At 70.2% G+C, this 18,419-nt stretch carries 24 protein-coding genes; 13 read left to right on the top strand and 11 right to left on the bottom strand.

Annotated elements, in window-relative coordinates; genetic code table 11:
• Positions 1–2: 2 nt before the first annotated feature.
• Positions 3–1,139: a trans-sulfuration enzyme family protein gene (locus DDV73_RS00230; RefSeq protein ID WP_109505444.1), complete on the bottom strand. Its 1,137-nt coding sequence runs from the start codon at positions 1,137–1,139 to the stop codon at positions 3–5.
• A 59-nt stretch (positions 1,140–1,198) separates the two neighbouring features.
• On the opposite strand from DDV73_RS00230, the gene DDV73_RS00225 reads away from it, so the two are divergent.
• Both DDV73_RS00225 and DDV73_RS00220 read left to right on the top strand, forming a co-directional pair.
• On the top strand, positions 1,199–1,702 hold the full coding sequence (locus tag DDV73_RS00225) for an Lrp/AsnC family transcriptional regulator (RefSeq protein ID WP_109505239.1): 504 nt from the start codon (positions 1,199–1,201) through the stop codon (positions 1,700–1,702).
• 5 nt (positions 1,703–1,707) lie between these two features.
• Complete coding sequence (locus DDV73_RS00220; RefSeq protein ID WP_109505238.1) at positions 1,708–2,067, top strand: hypothetical protein; 360 nt, start codon at positions 1,708–1,710, stop codon at positions 2,065–2,067.
• A gap of 139 nt (positions 2,068–2,206) precedes the next feature.
• Here DDV73_RS00220 and DDV73_RS00215 read toward each other — a convergent pair whose 3' ends face one another.
• Positions 2,207–2,776, bottom strand: a complete 570-nt coding sequence (locus DDV73_RS00215) for a TetR/AcrR family transcriptional regulator (protein WP_109505237.1) — start codon at positions 2,774–2,776, stop codon at positions 2,207–2,209.
• Between the two features lie 97 nt (positions 2,777–2,873).
• On the bottom strand, positions 2,874–4,394 hold the full coding sequence (locus DDV73_RS29640; RefSeq protein WP_109505236.1) for a fatty acid desaturase: 1,521 nt from the start codon (positions 4,392–4,394) through the stop codon (positions 2,874–2,876).
• A 136-nt stretch (positions 4,395–4,530) separates the two neighbouring features.
• On the opposite strand from DDV73_RS29640, the gene DDV73_RS00205 reads away from it, so the two are divergent.
• Positions 4,531–5,880 carry a class I SAM-dependent methyltransferase gene (locus DDV73_RS00205; protein WP_109505235.1) on the top strand — a complete coding sequence of 450 codons (1,350 nt, stop codon included), beginning with the start codon at positions 4,531–4,533 and terminating at the stop codon, positions 5,878–5,880.
• A 122-nt stretch (positions 5,881–6,002) separates the two neighbouring features.
• Here DDV73_RS00205 and DDV73_RS00200 read toward each other — a convergent pair whose 3' ends face one another.
• From DDV73_RS00200 to DDV73_RS00185, 4 genes are all read right to left on the bottom strand, one after another.
• On the bottom strand, positions 6,003–6,770 hold the full coding sequence (locus DDV73_RS00200) for an ABC transporter permease (protein ID WP_240617026.1): 768 nt from the start codon (positions 6,768–6,770) through the stop codon (positions 6,003–6,005).
• Positions 6,767–7,807, bottom strand: a complete 1,041-nt coding sequence (locus DDV73_RS00195; protein WP_109505233.1) for an ATP-binding cassette domain-containing protein — start codon at positions 7,805–7,807, stop codon at positions 6,767–6,769. The genes DDV73_RS00200 and DDV73_RS00195 overlap by 4 nt, the downstream gene beginning before the upstream one ends.
• Before the next feature lie 133 nt (positions 7,808–7,940).
• Positions 7,941–8,708 (bottom strand): maleylpyruvate isomerase family mycothiol-dependent enzyme, encoded by a 768-nt coding sequence (locus DDV73_RS00190; RefSeq protein ID WP_109505232.1) that lies wholly within the window; start codon positions 8,706–8,708, stop codon positions 7,941–7,943.
• 16 nt (positions 8,709–8,724) lie between these two features.
• Positions 8,725–9,366: a PadR family transcriptional regulator gene (locus DDV73_RS00185; protein ID WP_240617025.1), complete on the bottom strand. Its 642-nt coding sequence runs from the start codon at positions 9,364–9,366 to the stop codon at positions 8,725–8,727.
• Positions 9,367–9,440: 74 nt separating this feature from the next.
• On the opposite strand from DDV73_RS00185, the gene DDV73_RS00180 reads away from it, so the two are divergent.
• From DDV73_RS00180 to DDV73_RS00170, 3 genes are read left to right on the top strand one after another with little or no spacing between them, the layout of a single operon-like run.
• Entirely contained in the window at positions 9,441–10,346 is a 906-nt protein-coding gene (locus tag DDV73_RS00180; protein ID WP_109505231.1) for a hypothetical protein, read from the top strand.
• A 23-nt stretch (positions 10,347–10,369) separates the two neighbouring features.
• Positions 10,370–11,071: a hypothetical protein gene (locus DDV73_RS00175; protein WP_109505230.1), complete on the top strand. Its 702-nt coding sequence runs from the start codon at positions 10,370–10,372 to the stop codon at positions 11,069–11,071.
• Positions 11,061–11,582: a hypothetical protein gene (locus tag DDV73_RS00170; protein WP_154402541.1), complete on the top strand. Its 522-nt coding sequence runs from the start codon at positions 11,061–11,063 to the stop codon at positions 11,580–11,582. Before DDV73_RS00175 ends, DDV73_RS00170 begins: the two co-directional genes overlap by 11 nt.
• Here DDV73_RS00170 and DDV73_RS00165 read toward each other — a convergent pair.
• The 4 genes from DDV73_RS00165 to DDV73_RS00145 all read right to left on the bottom strand — a co-directional run bounded on the left by DDV73_RS00165 (position 11,559) and on the right by DDV73_RS00145 (position 14,498).
• A complete protein-coding gene (locus tag DDV73_RS00165; protein WP_109505228.1) occupies positions 11,559–12,962 on the bottom strand; it encodes an NAD-dependent malic enzyme in 1,404 nt (467 codons plus the stop codon). The genes DDV73_RS00170 and DDV73_RS00165 overlap by 24 nt on opposite strands.
• A 39-nt stretch (positions 12,963–13,001) precedes the next feature.
• Positions 13,002–13,298, bottom strand: coding sequence for a hypothetical protein (locus DDV73_RS00160; protein WP_109505227.1), 297 nt, complete (start codon positions 13,296–13,298; stop codon positions 13,002–13,004).
• A gap of 406 nt (positions 13,299–13,704) precedes the next feature.
• Positions 13,705–13,899, bottom strand: a complete 195-nt coding sequence (locus DDV73_RS00150; protein WP_109505225.1) for a hypothetical protein — start codon at positions 13,897–13,899, stop codon at positions 13,705–13,707.
• 71 nt (positions 13,900–13,970) lie between these two features.
• Positions 13,971–14,498, bottom strand: coding sequence for a glutathione peroxidase (locus DDV73_RS00145; RefSeq protein WP_240617024.1), 528 nt, complete (start codon positions 14,496–14,498; stop codon positions 13,971–13,973).
• Positions 14,499–14,593: 95 nt separating this feature from the next.
• Between DDV73_RS00145 and DDV73_RS00140 the strand changes: the two genes are divergently transcribed.
• From DDV73_RS00140 to DDV73_RS00105, 7 genes are all read left to right on the top strand, one after another.
• A complete protein-coding gene (locus DDV73_RS00140) occupies positions 14,594–15,070 on the top strand; it encodes an SRPBCC family protein (protein ID WP_109505223.1) in 477 nt (158 codons plus the stop codon).
• An 18-nt stretch (positions 15,071–15,088) separates the two neighbouring features.
• Positions 15,089–15,400 (top strand): GNAT family N-acetyltransferase, encoded by a 312-nt coding sequence (locus DDV73_RS00135; protein WP_109505222.1) that lies wholly within the window; start codon positions 15,089–15,091, stop codon positions 15,398–15,400.
• Positions 15,397–15,717 (top strand): GNAT family N-acetyltransferase, encoded by a 321-nt coding sequence (locus tag DDV73_RS00130; RefSeq protein WP_109505221.1) that lies wholly within the window; start codon positions 15,397–15,399, stop codon positions 15,715–15,717. Before DDV73_RS00135 ends, DDV73_RS00130 begins: the two co-directional genes overlap by 4 nt.
• A gap of 11 nt (positions 15,718–15,728) precedes the next feature.
• Complete coding sequence (locus DDV73_RS00125) at positions 15,729–16,505, top strand: hypothetical protein (RefSeq protein WP_109505220.1); 777 nt, start codon at positions 15,729–15,731, stop codon at positions 16,503–16,505.
• Between the two features lie 99 nt (positions 16,506–16,604).
• Complete coding sequence (locus DDV73_RS00120) at positions 16,605–17,465, top strand: multinuclear nonheme iron-dependent oxidase (RefSeq protein ID WP_109505219.1); 861 nt, start codon at positions 16,605–16,607, stop codon at positions 17,463–17,465.
• Positions 17,458–17,925 (top strand): SCO6045 C-terminal-like domain-containing protein, encoded by a 468-nt coding sequence (locus tag DDV73_RS00115; RefSeq protein WP_109505218.1) that lies wholly within the window; start codon positions 17,458–17,460, stop codon positions 17,923–17,925. The genes DDV73_RS00120 and DDV73_RS00115 overlap by 8 nt, the downstream gene beginning before the upstream one ends.
• 226 nt (positions 17,926–18,151) lie before the next feature.
• Complete coding sequence (locus DDV73_RS00105; protein WP_170125992.1) at positions 18,152–18,391, top strand: hypothetical protein; 240 nt, start codon at positions 18,152–18,154, stop codon at positions 18,389–18,391.
• Positions 18,392–18,419: the final 28 nt, after the last annotated feature.

Below are 18,419 nucleotides of genomic sequence, written 5' to 3'. Positions count from 1 at the left end.
GGTTAGAGGGCCGCCAAGGCTGGTGAGCGGGACTCGCTGAGGGCCTGGTCGAGGTCGGCCCACAGGTCGTCGAGATGCTCGAGGCCGACCGACAGCCGCAGCAGCCGGTCGCTGATCCCGGCGGAGTGCCGGTCGCCCTCGGCGACGATCCGGTGGCTGATCGAGGCCGGGTGCTGGATCAGTGTGTCGACGCTGCCGAGGCTGACCGCCGGCGTGACCAGCCGGACCCCGGCCACCACCTCGCGCGGGTCGCCGGCCACCTCGAAGGCGACCATCGCGCCACCGATCCGCGGGTAGTGGACCCGGAGCACACGTGGGTCGGCGGCCAGCCGGCCGGCCAGCTCGGCGGCCGTGGCCGAGGCCGCCCGGACCCGCACCGGCAGCGTGGCCAGGCCGCGCAGCAGCAGGTAGCCGGCCAGGGGGTGGAGCACGCCGCCGGTGGCGAACCGGATCTGCCGCAGCGCCGCCGCGAACTCGTCGTCGCAGGCCACCACCCCGCCCATCACGTCGCCGTGGCCGCCGAGGTACTTGGTCGCGCTGTGCAGCACGAGCCGGGCGCCGTACTCGGCGGGCCGCTGGAGGACCGGGGTGGCGAAGGTGTTGTCGACCAGCAGCGGCACCGTCCCACAGGACCGCGCCAGCGCCGCGATGTCGGTCTCGGCGAGGGTCGGGTTGGCCGGCGTCTCGACCATGACCAGCCCGGTGTCGGGCCGGATCGCGGCCGCCACGCCCGCTGGGTCGGTCCAGGTGACCTCGGTGCCGAGCAGGCCGGACTCGAGCAGGTGGTCGCTGCAGCCGTAGAGCGGCCGGACGGCGACGACGTGGCGGCGGCCCTGGGACGCGATGACCAGCAGTACGGCGCTCAGCGCGGCCATCCCGCTCGCGAAGGCAACCGCGTCGGCGGTCCGCTCCAGCGCAGCCAGGCCAGCCTCGAAGCGAGAGGTCGTGGGGTTGTCGAGCCGGCCGTAGACCGGCGGTCCGCTCAGCCGGCCGCCGTCGCTGGCGAAGGCGTCGATCCGAGCGGCCTCCGCCTCGACGTCGTACGACGGGTAGGTCGTGGACAGGTCGATGGGAACGGCGTGCCGGCCGGACTCCGCGAGACCCTCGCGACCGGCGTGCACGGCTTCGGTGTCGATCATGGCCACACCCTGACGATCTACCGGGAAGTAGTGGCAGATCTCCGTGCTACGTTCGGCAAATGGTGGAGTCCGTCGCTCTTGATCCGGTCGACCTCGACATTCTGCGCATCCTGCAGAACGACGGCCGGACCACCTACAAGGACCTGGCAGCCGCGGTCGGCGTGGCTCCCTCGACCTGCCTGGACCGGGTCACCCGGCTCCGCCGCGCCGGCGTGATCCTGGGCTACCAGCTCCGGATCGACCCGGCGAAGGTCGGCCGGGGGCTCCAGGCCCTGCTCTCGGTGCAGGTGCGGCCGCACCGCCGGGACCTGATCGGGCCGTTCGTCGAGCGGGTCCGGGCGCTGCCCGAGTCCCGCGCGCTGTTCCACCTGACCGGGCCGGACGACTACCTGGTACAGGTCGCGGTCGCCGACACCGCCGACCTGCAGCGGCTGGTCCTCGACGCCTTCACGTCCCAGCCGGAGGTGGCCAGGGTGGAGACCCGGCTGATCTTCCAGCACTGGGACTGCGGGCCGCTGCTCCCGCCCGGCGCGACCGGCCAACACAGGCAGAATGGAGGCTGACGCCCGTGGCTTCGAGCCTCGACCCTGACGCCCGCGACTGGGAGTGGGTCTGCCGGACTGTTCTGCCGCGCATCGGCATGTGGACTGGTCGGATCAGCTTCGACTTGACCGTGGCCTTTCTTGACGGATTCGACGCGGCCCAGCCTGAATCGATCAGGCCGACGATGCAGCGCCGGTGTGAGGAGCGCGTCGGGCGTCGTACGCCACTGTCATGGGAGCAGTACATCAAGGCGGAATCTCTTGGACTCGGGGTAGACGACCTACCTCGAGATCACGCGATGACGAAAGCTGATCACCGCGCAGCGATTGCGGCGTTACAGACCGAGTTGATGGACGCTCTGGGATTCACGAAGCCGCCAACCTGAGTAACTCGCCGGCCGCGGGCTGACGGCGGTCTCGTCGGTGTCCGAATCTGTACGTACAGATTCGTACGTACAGATTCGGATATGGACCGGACCCGAGGGCTCCCGCGCTGCTGTGCCTGACGCTGTGTTGGTTAACTGCCTAGTCCCTGAGCACCCGCTCGGCGATCCAGACGATCCGGTCGGCCGTGTTGGCCGGGGTGTCGCTCGGCTGCATGACGTGGCTGAGTACGACGCGCACCAGCTGGTCGACCACAGCGTCGAGCTGGAACTCGTCGAACGGCAGCTGGTACGGCGCGACCTCGGCCTTCAGCACTTCCTTCGCCGTGGTCAGCAGCGGCTCGGCGTGGGTGGTCAGCAGCGGCAGCAGCTCGACGTCCGCGCCGTGGCTGCCGGCCACCACCGCTCGCAGAAGCGGGTTCTGCGGCGCCATCTCGAGCACGCCGCGCGCCGCCGCCCGGATCGACTCCAGCAGGTTGCCGGGGTTGGCGGTGAACGCCTGGTCGACCACGTCGAGGAACCGGGACAGCTCGGTCAGCACCATCGCCTCGGCCAGCGCCGGCTTCGACCCGACCTCGTTGTAGACGGTCTGCCGGCTGACGCCGACCCGGTCGGCCAGCCGCGCCATGGTCACCGCCGCCCAGCCCTCCTCCGTGGTCAGCGCGGACGCAGCCACGATGATCCGTTCGCGAGTCGAGGCAGCCTGGGTCATGCCAGCGAGTGTAGAGAGGCCCATCAGCCCTCCTCACTCAGCCGAGGCGGGGGCGCAGGCAGGAAGAAGGAGGGTTTTGCCCGCGCCCCCACCACGATCACGCTCGTGCCACGTCGACGGGCACGAAGTCGACCTTCTCCCGGACTCCGCAGTCCGGGCAGCACCAGCTGTCTGGGATGTCGGCCCACGCCGTACCGGCAGCGAAGCCCTCGTGCTCGTCGCCGGCGTTCACGTCGTACGTGTAACCGCAGCCCGGGCAGCGCGCGGCCAGCACCTCGGAGGTGAAGACGTGCGCCGTGTCCGGCACCAGCGACTCGTGGTGCGCGCTCGGCGGGGGGTACTTGGCGAGGATCTTGTCGCGCTTGCGGGGGCTGATGTTCGCGAGCGAGAGGTCGCCGTCGAAGTGGGCGAGCACCCGCTTGTCCATCACCCGGCGCCACACGAACGGGACGCTGGCGAGCACGATCATGCCGGCGTACCCGGTCGGCAGCACCGGCGACTCCTCGAAGTCGCGCAGGGTCTGGTAGCGACGGGTCGGGTTGGCGTGGTGATCGCTATGCCGCTGCAGGTGGTAGAGCAGCACGTTGGTCGCGATGTTGTTGGAGTTCCACGAGTGCGACGGAGCGACCCGCTCGTACCGCTCCTTGCCGGGTACGCCGACCTTCTGCCGCAGCATCCCGTAGTGCTCCATGTAGTTGACGACCTCGAGCAGCGAGAAACCGACGATGGCCTGGACCACCAGGTAGGGCAGGATCTCGACGCCGAGCCAGGCGATCATCACGGCCCAGAGCGCCGCCGACATCAGCCAGGCGTTGAGGACGTCGTTGCCGAGCCGGAACGGGTGCTGGTTCTTCCGTGCGTACCGCTTCTTCTCGATCCGCCAGGCGCTCTTCAGCGAGCCCCCCACGGTCCGCGGCCAGAACTGGTAGAAGTTCTCGCCGATCCGGGAGCTCGCCGGGTCCTCGGGCGTCGCCACCCGGACGTGGTGGCCGCGGTTGTGCTCGATGTAGAAGTGGCCGTAGAAGCTCTGCGCGAGCGCGATCTTGGACAGCCAGCGCTCGTTCTCCTCGCGCTTGTGGCCGAGCTCGTGGGCGGTGTTGATGCCGATCCCACCGATGCAGCCGATCGAGATCGCGAGGCCGATCTTGTCGACCAGGCTCAGGCCGAGGTCACCGGTCAGCCGGTCCGGGGCCCAGTCGGCGACCCACGAAGTCAGGCCGAGTACGTCGAGCAGCTCGGCGGCCGGGTTGGCGCCGGTCACCGCCCACATCGCGGCCACGAACCCGAGGTACTGGATCGGTAGGAACAGGTAGGTGATCCACCGGTAGTACTTGTCCTTCTCCAGCGCCTCGATCGCGTCGTCCGGCGGGTTGGAGCGGTCGAGCCCGGCGAACAGGTCGATCGCCGGCACCACGCCCAGGATGATGATCGGGCCGATCCAGAACCAGACCCCCCACCCGGTGAAGGCGTAGGCGCCGAAGGCCACGAAGGCCAGCGACGGCACCACCAGGCCGATCAGCCACAGGTAGCGCTTGTTGTCCTTCCACTGCTCCGTCGAGCCCTCCGGCAAGGTGCCGGTTGCACCCCCAGAGACCTGGTTCGTACGTTCGCTAGACATCGGTGACCTCCATCACACGCTTTACAAGATGGAACCATTTGTAAAGCGTTGTCGTCAACCCTAAATTCGAGAACAGCAAAGGCGTCTAACTAGAGTGGATCACTTATGATTGGCCGCTGAACGTCTGGAGGCAGTCATGAGGACACCATCCGCAGCCGACGCACTCGCGGTCGAGAACGGCCTGGTCAGAGCCGGCTGGGAGCTGACCGATGTCGTCGAGCGGCTCGGCGCCGGCGCCGGCGAACGGCACTTCGCGGACCGCTGGCGGACAGAGCGCGAGCGAGGCGAGGCCGGCTACCGGCCGCTGCGGACCGGTGATCTGGTGTCCGAGCGGGACCGGGCGATGTACGAGACGCCGACCAACCTGTCCCGCTTCCGCCGCACCCTCGACTTCGTGCTCGAAGGCGACCGGGTGCTGGAGGTCGGCATCGGCCGCGGCTACCTCGGGACCCGGATCATGCGCGAGGCCGGCGCCGCGTCGTACCTCGGGCTCGACATCGTCGAGGAGAACGCGACCGCCACCCGGCAGACCCTCGAGGTCAACGGGTACGCCGCCCGCGCGACCGCCAGGGTCGGCGACCTCTACGACCTCACTCGTGCCGATGTCGAGGGCAGCGACCTGCTGGTCTGCTGCGAGGTGATCGAGCACGTCCCGGATCCCGAGCTGGCGCTGCAGGTGCTCGCCGAGTCGCTGCCCGACAGCACCGAGCTGCTGGTGACCACGCCGCTTCTTGGCCGGCTCGAGACGGTATGGGAGCACGTCGCGATCTTCGGCGTCGCCCGGCTGCAGCAGCTGATGGAGCGCGCCGGGCTGACCGTGCACCACGTCGAGCCGGTCGCCAACCAGTGGGTGCTGATCCTCTGCTCCCGCGGAGGCGGCCCGTCGGCGCGGGCCGCGCAGGCGGTCTCCCGCGGCGCTCCGGACGTGCGCCCGGTCGCGCCCGCGGACCGGCCCACCCGGGTCACCAACGTCGACATCCGCAAGATCGAGCCGCAGGCGTCGCGATGGAACAAACGGCTCGCGTCAGTGACCACCGAGCTGGTCGACGCGCCACCGCTCGGCGAGGAGTACGCCGAGGAGCCGGCCGACGGCTGGGCCCTCGCCGTACGCCTGGAGGCGCTGCCGCCGGACGGCCTGGACGACGAGTCCGGGCGGTACGGCGGCGTCGCGTTCGCCTGCCCCGATGGGGATGGTGTCGTCGGCGTCCGGTTCGAGCTGGAGCTGGTCGAGGTCAGCGGAGCGGTCACCTTCTACGCCGACTTCCACCAGGCCGGCGCCCGCGTCGCCCGGTGGAAGTGGGATCTGCAGGAGAAGCCCAAGAAGCCGCGGCCGACGTTCGTCCTCCGGCCGGGCCTCAAGGGCCACTACTTCCGCCCGCTGAGCATCGGCGACGTACGCACCGCCGACACCCTCGAGATCTTCGCCGAGCTGCGCAGCGGCGCCACCGTCGAGTTCCGCCTCCACCGCCTCGCCTGGGTCGACTGAGGTCGGCGGGGACGTCATACGAACCGGGAGCAATTGGTCACGCCTCGTATGACGTCCCGCCGGACGTCATACGAGGCGGCAGCTATAGGTCACGGCTCGTATGACGCAAACCCCGCCGGCAATCAGGCGTTCTCCTTGCGGAAGACCGCCGTACCCCACCAGACGGCGACGACGAACAGGGCCAGCGCCCAGCCGGTGCCCCAGGCCAAGTGGCTGGTGCCGAGGTCGCCGACGAAGCCGTCGCGGACCGCGTCCACGATCCAGCGGAACGGCATGAAGTCGCTGGCGCGCTTCAGCCAGTCCGGGCCCAGCGTCATCGGCAGCATGATCCCGCTCAGCAGCAGCACCGGCATCATCACCATGTTGATCACCGGCGCCATCACGTCCTCGCTCTTGGTGGTGAGCGCGAGCGCATTGGACGCCGCGGCGCAGGCACCGCCGATCAATAGGGTCAGCGAGATCCCGAAGACGATGCCGCCGACCGAGCCGCGCATCCCCATCCAGTAGCCGAGGCCGACCAGGATCAGCGCCTGCACGAGCAGCTGGGCGAGGTCGCGCATCAGCCGGCCGACGAGCAGGGCGGTGCGGCTGGCAGGCGTCACCCGTTCCGCCTCGATCACGCCTTCGCGCCACTCGGCGATCAGACCGAAGCCTGCGAAGAACGCGCCGAACATGCCGAGCTGCACCAGCAGGCCGGGGACCAGGAACGTGAACTCGTTGTCCGGCGCACCCGGGAACGACTCCACGATCGGTTTCAGCAGCGGCCCGAACAGCACCAGGTAGAGGACCGGCTGCATCACGCCGATCAGCACCCACGCGGGGTTGCGCAGGTTCATCCGGATCTGCCGCCGGAAGACGATCCAGCACTCGCGCCAGAAGGTCACACTCACCGCTTCGCTCCTTCGAGTACGGCGCCCTCGGGCGCGCTGTCGCCGCTGTCTGGTTGATCGGTGCCGGCCTCCGCCGCATCCTCCGCGTCGCGTAGCGACCGGCCGGTCAGGCTCAGGAAGACGTCGTCGAGGGTGGGCCGGTGCACCTCGATCGCGTCCAGCGAGATGCCGCCGGACTCCAGGTCGCGCATCAGGCCGGGGATCACCTTGCCGGCCCGCTGCACGCGGCCGCTGACGTGGCGGTCGGTGACGGTGACCTTGTCGGCGATGCCGCCGAGCTTCTCGGCGGCCAGCGCGACCAGCTCGGGGTCGGCGACCTCGAGGTCGACCAGGTCACCGGAGACGTTGGCCTTGAGGTTGTCGGAGGTGTCGCTGGCGACGATCGTGCCCTTGTCGATGATCACGATCCGGTCGGCGAGCGCGTCCGCCTCGTCGAGGTAGTGGGTGGTGAGGAAGACGGTGGCACCGCGCCGCGAGCGCAGCCCCTCGATGTGGTCCCAGAGGTTGGCCCGGGCCTGTGGGTCGAGGCCGGTGGTCGGCTCGTCGAGGAAGACCAGGGTCGGCTCGTGGATCAGGCCCATCACGATGTCGAGGCGGCGCTTCTGGCCGCCGGACATGTTCTTGGGCATACGCCGCCAGAGTCCGTCGAGGTCGAGCTGCTCGAAGAGCGCCTCGCCGCGCTTGACGGCGAGCGACCGCGACATCCCGTAGAGCATGCCGTGGTCGACGACCTCGTCCCCGGCGTACGCACCGGAGAAGGTGGAGCCGACCTGGGAGACGTAGCCGATGCTGCGGCGTACCTGCTCGGACTCCTTGACCACGTCGTACCCGGCGACCGTGGCGGTGCCCGCGGTCGGCTTGAGCAGCGTGGTCAGCATCCGGAGGGTGGTGGTCTTGCCGGCGCCGTTGGGCCCGAGGAAGCCGACGACCTCGCCCTCCTCAACGTCGATGTCGACGCCATTGACGGCGTGCACCGCCTGCTTCTTCTTGCCCTGCCCGGTGTGGAAGGTCTGCACGAGTCCCCGTGCGTGGATCATTGGATCTCCTTATGTTCAAGTTTGAACATAGCCCAGTGTTCAAGATTGAGTACGGCGCGTCAAGCCGGCCTACCGCGCTCATTCGATGCTGACCGGCGGGCGGCCGCTAACTCATCGCGATGTGCGGCCGCCGTCAGGACCAGGTGATGGTGGCGAGGCTGCGCCAGCGGTCGAGCAGGTCACCGCTCTCATCGAGGTCGGCGCCGTTGGACCGGTTCCACAGGGCCAGGTAGAGCGAGACGGCCGGGCCGACCAGGTTGACCTCGGCCCGCTCCTGGTGGTCGCGCCGCGTGGTCACCGGCGGCTGGTCGCTGATCTCGACCAGCCAGGAGTGGCTCGCGTCGGTCGGGAGTACGGCGACGCTCATCGGCTCCTCGCTGCGCACCCGCGACTTGCGCCGGGTCAGGAAGCCGGCGAGCAGCTCGTCGATCCCGTCCAGCGCGACCTCGCGGGTGATCCAGGTGTCGGCAGCACTCGGGTAGCGGCCGAGCGCCGCGGACAGCGCGTCCACTGCGTGGATCGTGGTCTCGTGGCACTGTCGCCGGCACCAGAACGCCCGGGCCGGCGGCGCGTCGTTGAGGAAGACCAGCGCCCCGGCGTCGTCGGGAGTGTCGACCAGCGTCTTGATCAGCTCGGCGGCGCCGGCGCGCAGCCAGTCGATCGGGTCGGACGCGGCCAGTCCGTCCCGCTCGATCGCGTCGGGGTCCACCTCCTCGCCGAGCAGCGTCGCCCGCGCCCAGCGGTGCACCATGCCCTGGTGGGCGATCAGCTGGTGGACGGTCCAGTCCGGGCAGGTCGGGACGGTGGCGGTGGAGCCTGCGCGATCGGCGTACCGGACGAAGGCGAGGAGCGCTTCTCTGAGGCCGTCGAGATGCTCCGAGACAGTCAAGTCGGTGGCCATGCGGCCAGCGTCGCACCTACCTGCCCAGAAGCGCGCGGTATTTCTCGCGGTCGAGATTCATCTGCAACCCAGGGTCGGCGGCGGCGGGCGTCCAGCCCCAGTCCTCGCCCATCTGGAACCGCAGCCGGCCCGCCTTGACGTCCTCGATCACCTCACGCAGCCAGCCGAGCTCGGCGACCGCGAGGTCCATCCACAGCAGCAGGCCGCGGCGGGCGTGCGGCGGCGCCTGGTCCTTCGCCTCGGCACCCGCGGCCAGCTCGGCGACCGCCCGCTCGATGCTGACCCGGCGCCGGGTCAGGCTGGCCAGCACCTGGTCCCGCGAGAGCAGCGGCAGCATCCCGAAGGCGACCGAGAAGCCGACGTTGCCCTGGGCGACGTACTCCTCCAAAGCGCCGACCAGCAGCCGGTCCAGCTCCTCGCGGCCGGCGCCGGTGATCTCGTAGACCGCGACCGGCCGGGTGCCGTCGACGACGTCGTGCCGGAGCAGGAACTCCTGCTCGGCGAGCCTGGTCAGGCCGTGGTAGATCGATCCCGGCTTGAGGTTGGCCCACTCGTCGACCCGCCACGAGCTCAGCTCGCGCCGGATCTGGTAGCCGTTGACCGGTTGGAACATCGCCACCGCACCCAGCAGCAACATCCGGGTCTCGTTCGCGGCCATGCGCGACAGTCTAGGAGCCCCGGTTGCCATGGATTCGCTACCCGAAGCCGCGCCCGATAGGCCACGATCGGGACATGCTTCTCGGCGACCGCCTGATCCGGTGCCTGGCCGTGTTCGCGGTGCTGGCCGTGCCGCTGATGGTCCTGCAGCGCGACGCCACCGACCCGTGCGGCAGCGCGGGAGCCTGCGTGCGCGAGCAGTGGGTGGCAGCGGGCTACGCCTGGGTCGTGGTTCCGGTGCTGGCCTGGCTGGCTCTCCGGCTGGTGAAGGTGCCGCGGGCGGTGGCGCACGCGGTCGGCGGGACGGTGGCGGCGACGCTGGTCCGGTACGCCGCGCGGTCGGCCTGGTTCACGGAGCACCCCGACCTGGACCCGTTCGCGACGCCGGCGACGCCATGGGGCGTGACTCTGATCGCCGCGCTCATCGGCGGCACGGTGGCCGGCTCCCTCGCCGGTCGCATCGACGGGCCGCCGATCCGCGCCTGGGACCTGCGCGGCGCCACCGCGCTGGCGCTGGCGACCGCCGTCTTCGTCACGGGCCGGTGGCAGGACACGCGGGCGCACGACCCGGAGGTCGAGGCGGTCGCCCGGGCCGAGGTGACGACGTACCTCCCGAGCTTTCGCGGGCACACCCCGACCGCGGTCTCCGGCTACCGCAACGGGCTGGTGCTGACCACCGAGACCAAGACAGGCAAGCCAGCGCCGCCGGTGGTGACGCTGGTGCCGAAGCCTGCCGGTGACCTCTGCGACGCCCGGATCGGCAGCGACGACCTGCCCGGCGGAGAGTGCTGGAGCGAGGGCGGGGTGACGGTACGGCGCTACGGTCGGTACCGGGACGTCGCCGTGGTCCGGGGCAATACGCTGCTGTACGCCGACCGCGTCGACACCAAGCTGCTCAGCGTCACCGACGCCCGCGACGCACTCCGGACCGCGCCGGAGGTGCCGCGGGAGAAGCTGCTCGACCTGGAAGGCGCGGACTAAGGGATCCTGACTCGGGAGGCACGATGGCGCAGCCGAAGCGCGAGCGGGTCGGGGAGCTGGTGATCACTCCCCGGCCGCTGGCCGACTACCGCGACATGTTCTTGCTCACCGACGACGACCTGACGGCCGGTCCGATCCTGGACTGCCCGGGCGGTACGTCGCCGTTCGGCGCCCAGGTCCGGAGGCGAGGCGGGACCGTGGTCAGCGTCGATCCGTCGTACGACGTGCCGCGGGCCGAGCTGGCCGAGCGGTCGGCGGCGGACCTGAAGACCCTGATGGCGTGGGCGGCCGCGAACCCGGACAACTTCGACTGGAGCTACCTCGGCGGGCCGGGCGTGGTCGACCGCTACTGGCAGACGGCGGCCGAGCTCTTCTTCACCGATTTCGAGCCCGACGGCGAGCGGTACGTGCCGGCCCTGCTGCCATCGCTGCCGTTCACCGACGGGCAGTTCCGGCTCGCGCTCTCCAGCCATCTGCTCTTCTCCTACCCCGAGTACCTCAGCTTCGACGACCACCTCGCCGGCATACTCGAGCTGGTTCGGGTGACCGCCCACGAGGTGCGGATCTTCCCGCTCGTGGATACCGCCGGCGCACCACACCCGCGCTTCGACGATCTGCTCGCCGCGCTGGCCGAGCACGGCGTCAGCACCGAGATCAGGCCGGCTCGCGCCTCCTATGTCGCTGGAGGTGACCAGCTACTGGTTTGCTGGCGTGGTGGCTCTTAACTCTCGGCAGGCGGTCATCGGGGCAGTAGTGCTGGTCGTCCTGGGCGTGGCTGCGTACGCCGGATGGCGCGCGGTCCGTGACGATGACGAAGACCCTCCGGCGAAGCCTGACTTGACGGCGGAGCTCGAGGCGACCGGCCTGACCCTCTACGAGATCCGCCTTCGCGACGCCGTGCCCGACAAGCTGAAGGTGCGCGACGGCCGGGTGGAGATCAACTACACCGAGGACGGCAGCTACGCCTGGAGCACGTCGCTGGCACCGGCACCGAAGGGCAACCTGTGCGTCGTACTCGAGGTCGACCCGGCGGGCCACTGCGAGTACGCCGACGGGGTGATGCGCTACACGTTCGAGGAGATGAGCGATGCGGCCGTCGTGCGCGGCGACACGCTGCTGCGCATCGGCGCCCTGGTGACCGAGGTCGACCCCGAGCTCCTCGACGAGGCGGTCACCGCCCTTCAGGAGGCGCCCGTGGTGAGCCCCGAGGAGCTAGCGGGGAGCGGCCGCGGCTGAGTCGTGGGCCTTGCCGCGGATCGCGGCGGCGACCGCCTTCGGTACGTCGGGGTGGAACACGCTCGGGATGATGAAGCTGGGGTTGAGCTCGTCGTCGGTGACCACGCCGGCGATCGCCCGCGCGGCGCGCAGCAGCATGTCGGTGGTGATCTCCTTGGCGCGAGCGTCGAGCAGGCCGCGGAAGACGCCGGGGAACGCCAGCACGTTGTTGATCTGGTTCGGGTAGTCCGACCGCCCGCTGGCCACCACGGCCGCCCGCTTGCCGGCCTCGGCCGGGTCCACCTCCGGGTCCGGGTTGGCCAGCGCGAACACGACCGGGTTGTCGGCCATCTCGTCGATCCACTCCGGCTTGAGCACGCCCGGCCCGCTCACCCCGATGAACACGTCGGCGCCGGTCAGCGCGGCCAGCAGGTCGCCGCGGACCTGGCGCGGGTTGGTCCGGCTGGCCAGCTCAGCCTTGGCCGGCGGCAGGGTCTTGTCATCGGCCGACAGGCAGCCCTCCCGGTCCCAGACGATGACGTCGCGGGCACCACCGGCCAGCAGCAGCGACACGATCGCCGACCCCGCGGCGCCGCCGCCGGCGACCGCGATCCTGATGTCGGCGAGGTCCTTCTTCACGCAGCGCAGCGCGTTGGTGAGGGCGGCGAGCACGACGATCGCCGTACCGTGCTGGTCGTCGTGGAAGACCGGGATGTCGAGCTTGGCCCGCAACCGGGCCTCGACCTCGAAGCAGCGCGGCGCGGCGATGTCCTCCAGGTTGATGCCGCCGAAGCCGGGCGCGATCATCTCGACCGCCTTCACGATCTCGTCGACGTCCTGGCTGGCCAGGCAGATCGGCCAGGCGTCGATGTTGGCGAACCGCTTGAACAGAGCCGCCTTGCCCTCCATCACCGGCAGCGCCGCCCCCGGACCGATGTTGCCGAGCCCGAGCACCGCGCTGCCGTCGGTCACCACCGCGACCGAGTTGCCCTTGACGGTCAGCCGGTGGACGTCGTCGGGGTTCTCGGCCAGCGCCATGCTCACCCGGCCGACGCCCGGGGTGTAGGCCATCGAGAGGTCGTCGCGGTTCTTCAGCGGCACCTTGGAGTGGACCTCGATCTTGCCGCCGATGTGCAGCAGGAAGGTGCGGTCGGAGACCTTGTGCACCTCGACCCCGTCGATCTCCTCGACGCCGGCGACGACCTGGTTGGCGTGGTCGGAGTCGCTCGCGCTGCAGGTGACGTCGAGGACCAGCCGCTCGTGGCTCGACTCCGCGACGTCGATCGCGGTGACGATGCCGCCGGACTGCGCGATGTGGGTCGCGACCGTCCCGACCACCCCGTGGTCGGGCGCGCAGTACAGGCGCATGGTGATGGAGTACGACGAGAGGGTGGCGGCCATGCGCCAACCCTCCCGCCGCCGGGCGCTACGGGCAAGTCACTACCAGGTCCGCCACCGGGCGAACCGTCCGAGAGTGTCGTTGAGCTGTCGCTCCCAGTCGTCGCGGCGGGGCCGCACGCCGTACTCACCGAGAAGCTGGAGGAGAACCTGCTCGAACGCGATCCGCCCGGTCGGATGGTGTTTGGCGCGCTGAGCCACCGCATCTCGCTTGAGTTGCGTCTGCCCGAGGTGCATGTGCGGGTCGGCGTAGGTGCTTGATCCACCAGGGTGCCAGTGCCAAAGAACGACCTCGCACAGATCGGCGGTGATCAGGTGGTACCGGTACGCCCTGGTCACGACCTTCCAGGGTCCTTCGGCGTCGGGAGCCGGGTCGTCGAGACGGACTACGTCGTACTGAGCCCTGAGCCACCGATGGGCGCCGTCGCGAGCGTCATCAGGCGGGTGTGATGGCAAGGCGGCGGAGCGAAGGCGGGCCGGAGGCCCGTCGAGTCTTCGCCAACGCAGCCAGCGCGCCCGCATGGTGGCGCGCAGCACGCGGCCATCGGTGGATCAGGGCTGAAGCTGTGCGGAAAGCTGGAGCTTGTCCGGCCCGGCCAACTGGACGGGCTGGCCCTTGTTCAAGATCAGGGCGTGACCCGTCCTGCCGCGATAGCCGTTCTCGGAGGGGCGCAAGATCGAGTCGGTGACACAGCTCGCAGCGAGTTGAAGCGGCTCCAGGAAGTTCTGGACCGCCTCACTCGGCTTACGCCCGGCCAAAGGGAAGAAGCATGGCCACCTGCTGCACACCAAGTCGCTCGTCGTCGACGAACTGACCGGAGTCCCAGGCTGCGATGAACTCCTCGCGCGACATGTTCAGCCAGCGGCGGGCTGCCTCAGCGAGCAGCGTGCGCCCTTCGACTGCCGAAATTGTCTCGGCTCTGGCGGTCGTGGTCTTCATCTCCGCGCTCCCCTCTACGCGTTAACACCATCCCATACGCGACCGACAGCGCAAAGAAGCTTGTGCACAGGTCACCGCTCAGCGACCGTGAGGGCCGCCTCGATGTCGCCCGCGATCCGCTCGGGCTTGGTGAAGGGCGAGTAGCGGCGGATCACCTCGCCGTCGCGGCCGACCAGGAACTTGGTGAAGTTCCACTTGACCTTGTTGCCGAAGAACCCGTCGCGGAAGGTGCGCAGCCACAGCCAGAGGGGGTGGGCGTTCGGACCGTTGACGTCGACCTTCGCGAACATCGGGAAGGTGACGCCGTACTGGCCGCGGCAGAACTCGCCGATCTGCTGCTCGTCGCCCGGCTCCTGGTGCAGGAACTGGTCGCACGGGAAGCCGAGCACGCTGAACCCCTGGGCGGCGAAGCGGTCGTGGAGTGACTGCAGCCCGTCGTACTGCGGCGTGAACGCACACCTGGAGGCGGTGTTGACCACGAGCAGGACCTGGCCGTCGTACGTCGCGAGGTCGACGTCGTCGCCGGTCAGAGAGGGGGCCGAGAAGTCGCCGACCCGTTTGCGGTTCGCGTTCCGTCGGTCGGCGGAGGGCTTGGGCACGGGGCCCATTGTGCCGTTAGTCGGGCGTCTCCCGTATCGCTATCGGCTGTCCGGATCATGCCAATCTCGACCTGTGGCCACGTAGGCTTCGAGTCGTGCCGCAGGTGACCGCAGAGACGTGGGTGCCCGTCGCTCCCGACATCGCGTTCGCGGTGTCCCAGACCACCGGAAAGATCCGGCTCCGCTGGGACCCGTTCATCCGGCACCAGCACCTCATCGACGCCGACGTGCCCGGCAAGGGCGTGCAGACCCTGACCAAGGCGCGGGTCGGGCCGAAGATGATCAGCCAGTACGCGTCGTACCGGCCGCCGACCAGCGTCGGGATGACGATGGTCAAGGGGCCGTGGTTCTTCGCGAGCTTCGGCGGCGGCTGGCGGTTCAAGCCGGAGACCCGCGACGGGATCGACGGGACCCAGGCGGTGTGGAAGTACACCTACTCCATCCGCCCGTCCTGGCTCCGGTACGTCGCAGAGCCGATCGGGCAGTGGCTGCTCGGCCGCGAGATCCGGGCCCGGATCGCGGCGTACGCCAAGGCCTGCGAGGACCCGGTCGTCCTCGACTCCCTCGGCTGACCGACTAGCGTTGGCGCCATGGCTGAGGTGAAGGACAACCCGGACGCACATCGCTACGAGGTGTGGGAGGACGGGCAGCTGGCCGGGTTCGTGAGGTACCGCCTCGACGGCGACCGGATCGCGCTGGTCCACACCGAGACCGTCGAGGCGTTCGCGGGGCGTGGGCTAGCGAAGGTGCTAGTGACGCAGACGCTGGACGACGTCCGCGCCCGCGGGCTCGCCGTACTCCCGTTCTGCCCGTACGTGAAGGGCTTCATCGCCAAGAACCCCGACTACCTCGACCTCGTGCCCGAGAGCGAGCGCGCTCGCTTCGAGCTGAGCCCGGCGTGACCGACGCCAGCGACGTCCGGGTCGAGCACAACCAGGAGCGGCACCGCTACGAAGGCTGGTGCGACGACCGGCTGGCCGGGTTCGCGGAGTACCAGCTGACCGACCAGCTCGTGGTGTTCACCCACACCGAGGTGGAGCCGGAGTTCGAGGGCCGCGGCGTCGGCTCGGCGATCGTGCAGGCCGCCCTTGACGACGTCCGCGCCGCCGGCAAGCGGCAGGTGCTGCCGCTGTGCCCGTTCGTCAAGAGCTGGATCCGTGAGCACGCCGACTACGTCCCGCTCGTGTACGGCGCGCCGCCGAGCACCGCTCGCGACTAGGGCGGAGAGACGTGCAGGTCGCACCGCGCCGGCAGTGGGTGCTGGCGGCGATGACGCTGGGCGCGATGCTGCTGGTCTTCCCGTGGGTGGTGCTCGCGATCAGCCGCGGGGTCAGCGGACTCGCCGAGGTCGGTGTCGCGATCGCCGGCTTCGGCTCGCTGCTGCTCGGTGCGGTGCTCGGGCCGCCGCTCGGTCTGCTGTGGGCCTCGCTGCGCCGGCCTCCCGAGTCCGACGCGCTCCGGCCGCGCCGCCAGCACGGCGTCGCGGTGCACGTCGAGCCCGCCGATGTGGTCGTCGTCGACCTGCTGGGCCGGCACCCGCTCGGCGGCCGCGACCGGCTGACCCTCCGCCCGTACGACCTGCCCGCCGACGCCGGCCGACCGCGCCACGGGCTGCTGGTCACCGCCCGCGGGCGCTCACCCATCGACATCCCGGCCTGGTTCGAGCCGGCCGACCTGACGGCGTACTCCCAGCGTCACGGGTTCGAGGTCGCGCCGGTCACCGACAACCCGGCGTCGCTGCCGAAGTGGCACAAGCGGGGCTACCGGAACCTGCTGCAGTTCGGTGGCCGCAGCGCCCGGGTGCTCTCGCCTGCCTGGCGACGGTTCGCCTGGCTGGCACCGCTGTGGGCGGCGTTCTCGATCGCGGTCATCGTGCTTGCCGTGGTCCTCAGCACCGAGGTCGCTGTCCCGCTCGCTCTGTCGGGCGCGGGTGGGCTGGTGCTGCTCGCAAGCGGCATCTGGTGGGTCCGCACGGAGACGCCGCAGCCGGCCACCGCAGACGCCTGATACTGCCCACCGTTTGCCCGGGCGACGCCCAGGGAATGGACACACACGCCCGCTACCGTCGCCGTACGAGGCAAGGGAGACCCACGGGAGGTGGTCCGAATGAGGCTTCGAGGCACAGCTGTCGCCTGGCGGCCAACGATCGCCGAGCTGCTGTTCGAGTACGCCGTCGCCGGCGACCTCGGCTTCACCGAGGTGATCGCCGAGAACATGCACCCCGACCGGATCCCGGACGAGCTGCGCGCCCTGCCGGTCCCGATCGTGCCCCACGGCGTGACCCTCGGCCTGGGTGGGGCGGAGCTGCCCGACCCGGACCGGCTGCGCCACCTCGCCGACCTGGCCGGCGCGCTCGACAGCCCGCTGGTCAGCGAGCACGTCGCCTTCGTCCGCGCCGCCGACACCCCCGACGCGCTACACCCGGACGTGCTGGAGGCCGGCCATCTGCTGCCGCCGCCGCGCACCCGGGAGTCGCTCGACGTACTGGTCGCGAACGTCCGGGCCGCACAGGCCGCGCTGCCGGTGCCGCTGGCGGTCGAGAACATCGCCGCGCTGTTCACCTGGCCCGAGGACACCATCGACGAGGCCGACTTCCTCACCGAGCTGGTCGAGCGCACCGGCGTCAGCCTGGTGCTCGACGTCGCCAACCTGTTCGCCAGCGCGACCGCCCGCGGTAGTGACGCCGGCGCGGACCTGCGCCGGTTCCCGCTGGAGGCGGTCGCCTACGTGCACATCGCCGGCGGCGAGTTCCGCACGGTCGATGGAGAGAACCTCTACCTCGACACGCACGGCCACGACATGGTCGAGCCGGTGCTCGACCTGCTGACCGAGCTGGCCGGGCTCTACACCGACGGCCCGCTGCCGGGCGTGATGCTCGAGCGCGACACCGACGTGACACCGGAGGTGGTCCGGCCGGAGTACGACGCACTCCGCCGGGCCGTGGCACGGGAGGTGAGCCATGGCTGACTTGGATTCCACCCGCGAGGCCCTCGCGGCCCGGCAGCGCGGCGTACTCGACGACCTGCTGGCCGGTCGCCTGCCCGACGGCTTCGACGCCCGCGGCACCGCGATGACCACGAGGGTGCTGCATCGCAAGCGCTCCGACGCGGCCCTGCGCGCCGCCGAGGAGCTCCAGTTCCTACCCGGCTGGCGGCAGCACTTCCACGCCTGGGCCGGCGAACATCCGCAGGCCGGCTGCGCGCACGACGACGTGCTCGCCTTCGTCGACCACCTGCGACAGCACACCGGCGCGTCGGACGACGAGCTGGCGGAGTGGCTCAGGCTGCACGAGGTGTACGACGGAGTACGCCGCGTGGCCTGGGTGAAGATCGGCGGCCGGCACACGCTGGCCGTCGGGATCGGCAACACGGTCTGGCGGCTGGCCTGCCGGACCCGAACGAAGGGGGAACGGTCATGGGCGAACTAGTCATCATGGTGATTCTCATCGCGATCCTGATCAGCGCAATGGTGGGCCTGACCAACTCCGGCAGGCGACGCGGGCGGGGCCGTGGCAGCGGCTTCTGGGACGGAGGGGGCGGCGGCGCCTCCTGCAGCGGCGGCAGCTCGTGCGGGGGCGGCAGCTCGTGCGGCGGGGGCGGCTGCGGGGGTGGCTCCTAGATGGGCAGGCTGCAGCCGAGACTTGGGAGGATGTCATGGAGGCACTGATCATCTTCGGGGCGATCGCGATGGTGATGTTCGCGTTCTTCTTCGTGATCGTTGTGTTCGTCATCGTGCTCGCAAGCTCAGGCGGCCGCCGCCGGCGGCGCGGCTACTACGACTCCAGCGGCACCTTCGTCAACTCCTGCTCGAGCTCGTCGGGCGACAGTGGAAGCAGCTGCGGCGGTGGCAGTAGCTGCGGTGGAGGCGGCGGCTGTGGAGGAGGCGGCAGCTGACCAGCTGTCCTTGAAGGTGAAGGAGGCC

Source organism: Nocardioides speluncae (genome assembly GCF_003121585.1).
In the GTDB taxonomy this organism is placed as follows: Bacteria; Actinomycetota; Actinomycetes; order Propionibacteriales; family Nocardioidaceae; genus Nocardioides; species Nocardioides speluncae.
This window is presented reverse-complemented; position numbering and strand designations above follow the sequence as displayed.